This is a genomic window from Kitasatospora sp. NPDC101157 (assembly GCF_044768255.1).
In the GTDB taxonomy this organism is placed as follows: Bacteria; Actinomycetota; Actinomycetes; order Streptomycetales; family Streptomycetaceae; genus Kitasatospora.
This window is the reverse complement of the sequence record NZ_JBIWPL010000003.1, coordinates 307,249-316,418: the sequence shown is the minus strand read 5'-3', so window position 1 is coordinate 316,418 and position 9,170 is coordinate 307,249. Positions and strand designations below refer to the sequence as shown.

Below are 9,170 nucleotides of genomic sequence, written 5' to 3'. Positions count from 1 at the left end.
GTTCGGGTCGCTCCGCAGGAATGAGCCGGGACACCTCGGCCCTGGGGCATGTGGAGCGGCACCCCGCGGCGGTCCGTCGGCGCCCCCCGTCGCCGATGGGCCGCCGCACCTTGCTCCGGACACACGGAAGGAGGAACGATCTTGACGCTCATCGCGCCGACCCCGTCACCGCCGGACCCGACGCGAGTGTCCGACCAGTACCACATGGTGGTCGTCCAGCCCGACACCTTCTGCAACCTCGACTGCCCGTTCTGCTACCTGACGTTGCGCAAGGAACGCCACCCCATGCAACCGGGCGTTGCCGCCGCCGTAGCCGCCGATATCGCCCTACAGAACGCCGAACACCAGGTCGTCGTCCTCTGGCACGGCAGCGAGCCCACGGCGGTGGGTCCCGCGAGGTTCCGCGAACTCGTCGCCCCGTTCGAGCAGCTACGCGCCGCCGGAAAGCTCCGGCACAGCATCCAGACCAACGCCACGCTGATCGACAGCACGTGGTGCGAGCTGTTCCTCGAATACGACGTCCAGGTGGGCGTCAGCATCGACGGCCCCAAGGACGCCAGCGCTCGCGTCAACCTCGCGGGCCGATCGGTCCACGATCAGATCACCGCAGGCGCGCAGAGGCTGATCGCGGCAGGGGTCGACACCTCCGTCATCGCGGTCATCACCCCGGAAACCGCCCACCGGGGCCGGGAGATCACCGCCTACCTGGACGGCTTCGGCTTCCGCCAGATCGGCTTCAACCTGGAGGAGACCGAAGGAGCCAACACCGAACGCCCCATGGTGACCATGGGGGCCGCCCGGCAGTTTTGGCGCGACGTCATCGGATACTGCCGCTCCGCCGAGAAGGCACCGAACATCCGCGAACTGGGCAGCCTCTCGCGCTACCTGCGGCCGGGCAACGTTCCCGGACGGGACGTGCTGCCCACCGTCATGTTCAACGGCGACATCATCCTCGTCTCCCCCGAACTGGCCGGCGTCGCCTCCCCGGAGCACCACGATTTCGTCGTCGGAAACATCCGCCACGAAACGATCCAAGGAGTCCTCACCCGCCACCACCGCGTCCCGTACGTCGCCGACTTCGAACGCGGCCTCACGATGTGCAAGAACGACTGCCCGTTCTGGGCCACCTGCTACGGCGGCTACGGCTCGAACCGCTACTGCGAGACCGGGCGCTTCGACATCACCGAGACGCAGCACTGCCAAGGAGCCCGCCAGGCCCTGGTCCTGGCCGTGCTCGACACCGCCGACCCGGACACCGACCACGACCTGATCACCACCATCGACACGCTCACCCAAGGAGCACTCCGTGACCGCTGAACCGACCCCCGAAAAGACCGACGAGCAGGAGCCCGCCCGCGACGTCACCGCCGTCCTGGACACCTACATCTCCACCGACCCCGGCACCGGAGCCACCAACTTCACCAACTACGCCGACAACGGGTTCTCCAAGTCCACGTGACCCACGGGACACTGAACCGATAGACAGGGGGACAACAACCGAGGAGGCGACCGTGCCCTACTACGTCCTGGTGACCGGACCGAAAAACCACCTGCTGGGAGCCATCGTCACCGAAGGGCGCCGACGGCTCTGGCGGGTCGGCCGGATTACCCAGACGGCGGAAGGGGAAACGGTCGCCTACCCGGACGGCGTGAACGACGGCCATCTCTGGGACGTCGTGATCGACCTGGACGGACGCGGCCACGCCTTCGAGGCCCGCAAGCACCTCACCGTCTCCGATGACGTGCCCGACATCCAGGCCGCCGCCGTCGACATCTGCAACCAGGCGTCCTCCCGCACCAGCAGCATCCTCCGGCACCTCGGAGCCAGCCGGCTCCTGCCATGACAGCCTGCGCCCGCTCAACTGGGCCACGCCAAGTCGTCGGCTTCGACGCATCACGGCCTCACCCGAGCATCCGGGTGGGGCCGCTTCATGCCGTTGACCTGCGGCGCATTCGGTGCGCATCCCGGCGCATCCACCGAACCGCCCGGCGGCAACGAGGCGCCTACAAGAGGTCGGGCTCGCAGGCGAGGAGGTCATGTCCGCGCTGCTCGTACCAGCCGGTGAGCGCGGCGGCGACGACATCCCGGATCTCGTCCATGACGTCGTCCGCGTACATCTGCCGGCCGTCCTTCTCGGGGAGGTGGTCGCAGTCGAGGACGGTGACGGTCACCTCGACGTGGCGGAGTTCGCGGCTCACCGCGGCTCCTCCCAGCCGTAGCCCTCAGCGAGCAGTCGGACCGTCTGGCACGGCCACGGCACGGGGTACTCCTCGGCCGTGCCGCAGGTGGTGCACGCATCCCTCCAGACGGGCTGGTGGTGGTCGAGGATTCGCCGGTCGGTGGCTACTCGGCGCAGGACCGCTGCCGGGTCCCACTGGGCGATGTGCTCCATGAGTGACCGCGCGGAGGATGAGCGCCTCGCGGGCCGCGCGATTAGCGCGACTTCCCAGCAGGACCGTGCGCTGTCGTCGTCGCGGTCGACTCCGACGGCGTCCCATTCGTCGTACGGCTGGTGCACGATCGTCGCCCGGGCGAGCTGTTCCACGCGGTCCAACTCGGCGTGCAGCCAGGTCACCATGTCGGTACCCGGCTGTTCGGGCTGCCGGTGCTTGTCGGTCATGCCGCCCTCCTGGGCTGGTAGTCGGCGAGGTCGCGGATCACGTCGCGGATGGGGCGGGGCGGCGGGAGGAGGTCCCAGTCGTCGGGGTCGAGGTCGGCGAGCAGGGCGTCCTCCCAGCCGTCCCATTCGTCGTCGGGGCAGGTCACAGCCGGGCCTCGTCCGGCACGCTGTCGGCGGCCTCGTCGAGGGCGGCGACGGTCGGGCAGGGCCACGGAGCGGTGACGTGGCCGAGCTTGGAGCAGCCGGTGCAGATGATCCAGCCGCCGTGGTCGCGGGGTTGGTGGAGTTCCCGGACGGCGGCGACACGGGCCTCGGCCTGCTCGGCGCGGTTCAGCGCGTCGTGGGCCATGGCGCCCAGGTCGTCGCAGCCTCGTTTGGCCGCGGCAAGGATGCGGTCGGCGCGGGCGGCCTGCCTGCGGGCCTCGACGATCGTGGACTGCCAACGCCGGTAGTACTCGTGGAAGACGACGGCTGTGTTGGCCGCCTCAAAGTCGTACGCCTGCTCGTACCGGTCGGCCCGCTGCTGGGTTTCGGCGAGCTGCTCGGTGAGCCGGGCGACCTGCGTACGGCGCTTGCCGAGTTCGTCCTCGGCGGTGGCGAGCTGCTTTACGACCTGCTGGTGGTAGGCGCTGGAGGGGGCGCCGTAATGGGTGGTGGTGTTCGCGTTCGCCTTCGCGTTCGCAGCCGGAGGCGGGACCGGACCGGCGGCCTTGAGCGCATCGTGGGCCCGGATGGCTGCCATGCGGGCTTCGGCTTGCTCGCTGGTGCTGGCGTCGGCGACGTAGGCGAGCGCCAGCCTGCCCGCGAGGTCGCGGAGCTGCCGGACGCCGGCGCGGAGAGCGGCGTGCTCGTCGGCGGTGAGCGGGCGGTGGTCGGTGTGGCCGATGAGGTGGTCGAGCTGTTCGGCGGTGGGGGTCATCGGGCGGCCTTCCTGGCGGTGCGGGCGAGGGCTCGGCGGGTGGCGCGGTTGGGGCGGGGGTCGGGTGCGTCGTCGGGAACGGCCACCTCGACGCGGGCCACGGTGGTCTCCCAGGTGCGGCCGGGCCGCGGCGCGTGCTCGGCGGTCACGGCTGGCGCTCCAGTTGGGCGATGAGGTCGGCGAACTGGTCGGCCGCGGCGAACTGGCCTTCGAGGTCGGCGAGTACGTCGGTCTCGTGGGCGGCGGCGGTCCATTCGCGGCTGATGCGGTGGGCGGCCCAGATGCTGGCGATGGCGGCGGGTCCGGCGAGGGCGAGGACTACGAGGGCGGTGCTCATGTGCGTCTCCGGGGGTGGAGTGCGAGGAGGGTGGCGGTGAGGCCGGCGCCGTAGAGGGCGCCGGCCAGGACCAGCCAGGGGCTGACCGTCACCGTTGGCTGGCCGGGGGCGTGTGGTCGGTGACAATCCAGTCGGTGAGCTCGGGGTCCCAGCGGACTGCGTGGCCAGTGCCGCGGGCGCTGCTGCCGCACATGGTGGGCGGGTCGAGGATGGTGATGGCGTTGACGCCGAGTTGGTCGGCGATGCCGTCGAGGGGGCAGATGCCGAACGCTTCGAGGCGGTTGAGGGCGTCGGCGAGGTCTTGCCACAGGGCGTGCTCGATGCCGTTGTTGATGGCGTCGGCGAGAGGGTCAGCGTCCACGGTGTGCTCCTCGGGGTTGGGCCGCCCGCGGTCACGGGCGGCGTTGACGGGCGTCAGGGGGCGTCAGCTGGTCGTGGCGGTGGTGTGGTTGAGGGCGTTGGCGGCGTGCCGGAGGGTGTCGAGGTCGAGGGGCTGGCCGGTGATGGCCTTGTCGTGGGTGGAGCGGAGGAGGGTGGCGGCGGACTGGGCGGCGGTGCGGAGCCGGTCGATCTCGGCGCGCGCTTCATCTCGTTCGGCCTCGGCCCGGCGCCGGAAGTCGTGGGCGGTGGGCCGATGCCGGCGCTGGACGGTGAGGGTGTACGAGTCCTCTGGGTGCTGGCCGTCTTGGAGGTCAAGGCTGACCGCCGGAGGGAACGTGGCCTCGGTGGTGAGGTAGTTCTCGGCTCCGGCGTCGTCGAGCATCTCGCGCATCGAGGCGACCAGGATGAGGAGCATCTCGCGGGCGGGCTCGATCTCCAGGCAGACCCGGCCGTCCTGAACGTTCAGGCCCTTGAGCATGGTCTGGTTGGCGATGCCCTCGGCGATCTCAGTGGTGAGGCGGTCGATCTCGACGTCGCGGCGGTCGAGTTCGGGCTGGATGACGGCCATCACGGCGTCGGCGACGCGGTCTGCCTCGTTGCCCGAGAGCGTCACCGTTCCGCCAGCCTTGATGATGGCGAGGCTGTTGTGGCCTGGGCGGATGCGGATGGCGCGGGCGGCGTCGGCGATGCGCTCGGCGAGGCTGGGCCGCGGGGTGTTGGTCACCGGGCACCGCCGGCGGCGGCGAGGATCTGGCGGCGCGTGCAGCCGATCATGTCCTCGCCGGGTACCTGGGCCAGCGCGGCGACACGGTCGCGGGCGGCCGCGGTGGCCTGGTCGCGGGCGGCGTCGAGTTCGGGCTCGACGGCGGCGAGTACTGCGGCGGTGAGGGCGGTGATGGCGGTGTGGCTGAGGATGTCGTCCCACTGCCGATTGACGGCGGTGATGGCGTTGGCGATGCGATCGGCGAGCAGGTCGGCAGGCTGGGTCACGTCGGTCTCCGTGGTGTGTGTGGTGGGCGGCCGGTAGGTGCCGGCCGCCCGGGGGTGGGTCAGCGGTGGCCGGCGGTCCAGCAGTCGGGGCAGATGTCCCGGCCGCCGGGGCGCTGACGCCAGCCGTCGGCCTTGCGGAGGCGGCGGACGTCGGCGATGGTGCGGGCCTCGGGGTGGTGGATCTCGGGCTTCTCGCAGTCGGGCGCGTCGCAGTGGACGATCGGGATCATGTAGAAGCTCACGCGGCGGCGCCGGCGGGGTGGAGAACGGCGCGCAGCCGGGATCCGATCCAGGCGCCAACCTGCGGGCTTACGGCGTTTCCGAAGCCGTCGACCTGGTCGCGCGCGCTGCCCCACACGACGAATGTGCCTTCGTAGCCCGGGAAGTTGACGTCGAAGCCGCAGCCGCGGCCGATCTCGTACTCCCGCATCATGCGGAAGTAGCAGTCCTCCAACGGCAGGTTGGCGAGCGCGGCCCGCCACTCGGCCATGAGCAGCGCCGTGGTGTCGTGCGCCGTCAGGGTGCCGAGCGGGTCGGTCATGGGGTGCGGGGCGGTCTCGTTCCCCGTCGAACCGTTCTGCTTGTACCAGCCGGAGAACAGCAGACCGGGGATCTGCTCCGCGGTGACCGTCGGCATGGCCTCGGCGTGCAACGCGGGCAGCGTGTTCTTCCGGTACGGCACCACACCAGCAGACAGAAGCCCGAGCGTCTCCGAGCCGCCCTGCGTCGGCAGAGGCTCGTGAGCGCCCCGCGGGCCTCCCTGGAAGTTGTTGACCGCCAGCAGGATCGCCTTCTCGTGCGTCGTGGTGACGGTGTCCATCGGCAGGGTGATGTGCTGCCCGTCGCCGTTGTGCCGGTGCGCGGCTATCACCGTGCCGGTCGACAGGATCGCGGTCTCCTGCTGGCTGGTCTGTGTCGCCATGGGTTGCCACGGGTGCCGTTCGCTGCCGTGCACGGCCTTGGCCGGCATGAGGACGGCGGGGAACTCGGCGAACCGCCGTCGGCACCGCTCTGCACGGGCCATCGTGGCCGCGGCGAGGGGCTTGGGCCGGTCACCGATGCGCGTGCCGAGGACGCTCAAGTCGAGGGCGGCCAGCGACGGCGTCATCGGCGGGACGACCGGGCGCAGGCAGCTCGGGCAGCGGTACTCGTACTGCTTGCCGTAGCGCACCGATCCGGTGGGCGGCAGTCCCGTCTTCCACGACCACACGGCCTCGACGTCCTTGTCGCAGCGGTGGCACCGTGCCACAGGCCTGTGGTCGAGGTCGGGTTCGGGCAGGGACTTGTCCGAGAACGCCCAGTAGGCCCGGTCGCGGGACTGCGGCACGCCGAAGAACATCGAGTTGAGGTACAGGACCTTGTGGCGGTAGCCGAGCAGGTCGAACTGCTTGAGCCACCACCGGTAGGTGGAGCCGTCTCCGACCTTCGGTCGGCCGGGGATCGCGGGGCCCCACGAGGTCAGCTCGGTGGTGCACTCGACGAGGATCAAACGGGGGTGGTGCTGGGCTGCGTAGTGCAGCACGCAGTTCGCGGTGGCTCGGTCGCGCTCGGACCTGGTGACCCGCGCCTCGTAGTCCGGGTCGTCGAGGTCGAAGAGGGACATGCGCTGCTCGTAGGCCTTCTGGGTGTTGGCCTGCGAGTGGTTGACGCATGAGACGCCGGCGACGAGGAGGTCGGCTGCGGGGAGGTCGCGGGCGGAGTGGTAGTCCGCAGCTGCGGGGTCGACCAGGTCGGCGATCCAGTGTTCGGCGTTGGGGTGGTTCGCTTCGTGGACTTCGACCTTGTAGGCGTTGTGGTTGGCGGCCATGATCGTGGTGAAGCCGGCCATTTCGATGCCACGGGTCAGGCCGCCGAAGCCGGAGAACAGGTCGACTGCGATGAGTTCGTCGTGGCGGAAGCGGCGGCGCTTGGTGGCCGGCCGGTGTGTGGCGGTGCGGCGGATGGTCGTGGACTTGCCCACGGCGCGGTTCCTCTCGCTTGGTCAGGTGGTGGTCGTGGCGGGGCCTTGGGCGCCTTCGCGGGCGCCGGTCGGCCCCGGTGGTCCGGCGCGGGGCTGGCGGGCGGTCAGACGTGCCGCGTGGGGCCGCTGGGCGGTATGGCGTCCGGGATGCGGGCCATGGCGTTGGTGATGAAGCTGGCAGGCAGGACGACGGTGGCGGGCTGGCGGAGGGCAGTCAGTTCGGCGCGGAGCCGCTCGTTCTCCGCGAGGAACGTGGCTCGCTCGTCCGCCCACTCGTCGGAGGCGGTGAGCCAGGCCTGGAGCTTCTCGGTGAGGTGGGTGTTCACCTTGCGCTCGGTGACCAACTTGGCCTCCAGTTCCCGGACCCGGGCCTGCAGCTGCTCGGCGGCCTCCACGGCGCGGTCGCGGCCGTGCTCGGCGATGTCGAGGTGCTCGCGGAGCCTGGTGGCGCGAAGGCGGGCGGAGCGCCAGGCGGTGAGGTAGCGCTGGAGGCGAGCCTCCCGGCGGAAGCCGAGGCGCTGGGCGCCGCGGACGGCCCGAGGCGCGGACCGAACCTCCTCGGCCTCCCACGCGGTGAGCGGGCGGGTCTCGGCGGCGTCGATCAGGGACTCGACGTTGGCGAGGCGGTCAGCGGGCTGGGTGCTCATCGGGTGGCCTCCTCAATGCGCAGGTCGACGTGTTCGAGGCTGATGCCGCCCGCGTAGCCCTCGACGGCGACGACCGGCTCACCGTGGCCGAGGTTCCAGGCACGGCTTCGGGTGCGGGTCGTCAGCACGGTGCAGAGCTCGACGGCGCGGTGCTCGGGCCGGACGCCGGGGTAGGCGGTCACGGGCGTGCCGATCGGGTAGCGGTCGTTCCACTGCTCGGCGGTCAGGTTCGTCATCGGGCGGTCTCCTCGGCGTGCTGGACGGTCCAGGTGCCGTCGGGCTGGTGGGTGATGGTGTCGCCGTAGCGCGCCCAGGTCCTCGGCAGGCCGTTGTGGGCCCAGATGGTGAGGCCGTCGGGTACGACGTGGCCGGTCTCGTCGACACGGTTGTGGACCTTGCCGTGGCCGATGGCCGTCCACAGGCGGTAGAGGTTCTCGGGCGTCAGGACCCACTCGGCGGGCTTGCTGGTCACGGTGGTCTCCTCAGGCGGCGGGTCGGGTGACGACGGTCCAGCCGCCGTCGATGGTGATGATCGAGATGAGGCCGGCCCGCTCGTAGTGCCACTCGGCGACGTCGGTGAACGGCAGATCGCGGGCGATGAGCTGGAGGCGGGCCCAGACCGGCATGTTGGCGGGCGGCTGGGCGTCGAGCAGGATGGTGGGCATCGGGGTCTCCTCAGGCGGCGGGGCGGGCAGAGATCGTGCACGGGTAGTGCCAGTGCGTGGTGCCGTCCGGGTACCTGACCCCGATGCTCACGCCGTACGGGTACAAGACCGTCGCAACGGTCTCGACGCCGGCGCGGCTCCACACGATGACGCGCTGACCCTTGACGAAGACGCTGTCGTGGGTGCGTTCCATGAGGTGCTCCTGGGTGACGGGATGAACAATGGTTCGGCGACAAGCGGTAGTTGCCATGGCTGTCACGCCGTAGCCGCTCGACGAGCAGCAGCACGCTGACGGCGATCCGCCCGGTACGCCTCCGCGCAAGCCGCGCATGCACCCTCGCCCCTGTAGCGGTGCGCATCGGCCCCACCGGGCGTTCCGTGCTTGATCGGGCGCAGCCGGGTGTGCGGACGCTTCCGCAACTGCCGGCCGTACTCGCGATTCGCGACCGTGCACGCCTCGCACGGGGTCTCGCCGTTGTCGAGGTGCCGGTGGTAGGCGGCCTGCGTGCCGCAGGGCTTCAACTCGCGGGGAAGCCGCAGGCCGCACGCGGCGAGGAGGAGTTCGATCTCGGCGTCGGATGGGTTCGGGTTCACGATGCTGCTCCTCACTGCTGGGCGCGGGCGGTACGCAAGATCGCGGACCGGTAGGC

General features: G+C 70.8%; 20 protein-coding genes. 3 read left to right on the top strand and 17 right to left on the bottom strand.

Features of this window, described 5'->3' with window-relative positions; all coding sequences use genetic code 11:
• Positions 1-141 precede the first annotated feature (141 nt).
• The 3 genes from ACIRVF_RS08055 to ACIRVF_RS08045 are packed head-to-tail and all read left to right on the top strand — an operon-like array spanning position 142 to position 1,844.
• Positions 142-1,317 (top strand): radical SAM protein, encoded by a 1,176-nt coding sequence (locus ACIRVF_RS08055; RefSeq protein WP_402815319.1) that lies wholly within the window; start codon positions 142-144, stop codon positions 1,315-1,317.
• Positions 1,307-1,459: a hypothetical protein gene (locus ACIRVF_RS08050; RefSeq protein WP_402815317.1), complete on the top strand. Its 153-nt coding sequence runs from the start codon at positions 1,307-1,309 to the stop codon at positions 1,457-1,459. Before ACIRVF_RS08055 ends, ACIRVF_RS08050 begins: the two co-directional genes overlap by 11 nt.
• A 52-nt stretch (positions 1,460-1,511) precedes the next feature.
• The gene (locus tag ACIRVF_RS08045) at positions 1,512-1,844 is read left to right on the top strand and encodes a hypothetical protein (protein WP_402815315.1); all 333 of its coding nucleotides are present in this window, start codon (positions 1,512-1,514) and stop codon (positions 1,842-1,844) included.
• 160 nt (positions 1,845-2,004) lie between these two features.
• Here ACIRVF_RS08045 and ACIRVF_RS08040 read toward each other — a convergent pair whose 3' ends face one another.
• From ACIRVF_RS08040 to ACIRVF_RS07960, 17 genes are all read right to left on the bottom strand, one after another.
• Positions 2,005-2,199: a hypothetical protein gene (locus ACIRVF_RS08040; RefSeq protein WP_402815313.1), complete on the bottom strand. Its 195-nt coding sequence runs from the start codon at positions 2,197-2,199 to the stop codon at positions 2,005-2,007.
• Positions 2,196-2,621, bottom strand: a complete 426-nt coding sequence (locus ACIRVF_RS08035) for a DUF6221 family protein (protein WP_402815311.1) — start codon at positions 2,619-2,621, stop codon at positions 2,196-2,198. The genes ACIRVF_RS08040 and ACIRVF_RS08035 overlap by 4 nt, the downstream gene beginning before the upstream one ends.
• Positions 2,618-2,767 (bottom strand): hypothetical protein, encoded by a 150-nt coding sequence (locus tag ACIRVF_RS08030; RefSeq protein WP_402815309.1) that lies wholly within the window; start codon positions 2,765-2,767, stop codon positions 2,618-2,620. The genes ACIRVF_RS08035 and ACIRVF_RS08030 overlap by 4 nt, the downstream gene beginning before the upstream one ends.
• Entirely contained in the window at positions 2,764-3,540 is a 777-nt protein-coding gene (locus ACIRVF_RS08025; protein ID WP_402815307.1) for a hypothetical protein, read from the bottom strand. The genes ACIRVF_RS08030 and ACIRVF_RS08025 overlap by 4 nt, the downstream gene beginning before the upstream one ends.
• Positions 3,537-3,689, bottom strand: a complete 153-nt coding sequence (locus tag ACIRVF_RS08020) for a hypothetical protein (RefSeq protein WP_402815305.1) — start codon at positions 3,687-3,689, stop codon at positions 3,537-3,539. Before ACIRVF_RS08020 ends, ACIRVF_RS08025 begins: the two co-directional genes overlap by 4 nt.
• The gene (locus ACIRVF_RS08015) at positions 3,686-3,877 is read right to left on the bottom strand and encodes a hypothetical protein (RefSeq protein ID WP_402815303.1); all 192 of its coding nucleotides are present in this window, start codon (positions 3,875-3,877) and stop codon (positions 3,686-3,688) included. Before ACIRVF_RS08015 ends, ACIRVF_RS08020 begins: the two co-directional genes overlap by 4 nt.
• An 88-nt stretch (positions 3,878-3,965) precedes the next feature.
• Entirely contained in the window at positions 3,966-4,238 is a 273-nt protein-coding gene (locus tag ACIRVF_RS08010; RefSeq protein ID WP_402815301.1) for a hypothetical protein, read from the bottom strand.
• Between the two features lie 63 nt (positions 4,239-4,301).
• Positions 4,302-4,982 carry a hypothetical protein gene (locus ACIRVF_RS08005; protein WP_402815299.1) on the bottom strand — a complete coding sequence of 227 codons (681 nt, stop codon included), beginning with the start codon at positions 4,980-4,982 and terminating at the stop codon, positions 4,302-4,304.
• Entirely contained in the window at positions 4,979-5,248 is a 270-nt protein-coding gene (locus ACIRVF_RS08000; protein WP_402815297.1) for a hypothetical protein, read from the bottom strand. Before ACIRVF_RS08000 ends, ACIRVF_RS08005 begins: the two co-directional genes overlap by 4 nt.
• Positions 5,249-5,307: 59 nt before the next feature.
• Positions 5,308-5,490 (bottom strand): hypothetical protein, encoded by a 183-nt coding sequence (locus ACIRVF_RS07995; RefSeq protein ID WP_402815295.1) that lies wholly within the window; start codon positions 5,488-5,490, stop codon positions 5,308-5,310.
• Positions 5,487-7,208 (bottom strand): DNA cytosine methyltransferase, encoded by a 1,722-nt coding sequence (locus tag ACIRVF_RS07990; protein ID WP_402815293.1) that lies wholly within the window; start codon positions 7,206-7,208, stop codon positions 5,487-5,489. Before ACIRVF_RS07990 ends, ACIRVF_RS07995 begins: the two co-directional genes overlap by 4 nt.
• Positions 7,209-7,312: 104 nt before the next feature.
• Entirely contained in the window at positions 7,313-7,855 is a 543-nt protein-coding gene (locus ACIRVF_RS07985; RefSeq protein ID WP_402815291.1) for a hypothetical protein, read from the bottom strand.
• Complete coding sequence (locus ACIRVF_RS07980; protein WP_402815289.1) at positions 7,852-8,091, bottom strand: hypothetical protein; 240 nt, start codon at positions 8,089-8,091, stop codon at positions 7,852-7,854. The genes ACIRVF_RS07985 and ACIRVF_RS07980 overlap by 4 nt, the downstream gene beginning before the upstream one ends.
• On the bottom strand, positions 8,088-8,327 hold the full coding sequence (locus ACIRVF_RS07975; RefSeq protein WP_402815287.1) for a hypothetical protein: 240 nt from the start codon (positions 8,325-8,327) through the stop codon (positions 8,088-8,090). Before ACIRVF_RS07975 ends, ACIRVF_RS07980 begins: the two co-directional genes overlap by 4 nt.
• 10 nt (positions 8,328-8,337) lie before the next feature.
• The gene (locus ACIRVF_RS07970) at positions 8,338-8,520 is read right to left on the bottom strand and encodes a hypothetical protein (protein WP_402815285.1); all 183 of its coding nucleotides are present in this window, start codon (positions 8,518-8,520) and stop codon (positions 8,338-8,340) included.
• A gap of 10 nt (positions 8,521-8,530) precedes the next feature.
• Positions 8,531-8,713, bottom strand: coding sequence for a hypothetical protein (locus ACIRVF_RS07965; protein WP_402815283.1), 183 nt, complete (start codon positions 8,711-8,713; stop codon positions 8,531-8,533).
• A gap of 62 nt (positions 8,714-8,775) precedes the next feature.
• Positions 8,776-9,114 carry a hypothetical protein gene (locus ACIRVF_RS07960; RefSeq protein WP_402815281.1) on the bottom strand — a complete coding sequence of 113 codons (339 nt, stop codon included), beginning with the start codon at positions 9,112-9,114 and terminating at the stop codon, positions 8,776-8,778.
• Positions 9,115-9,170: the final 56 nt, after the last annotated feature.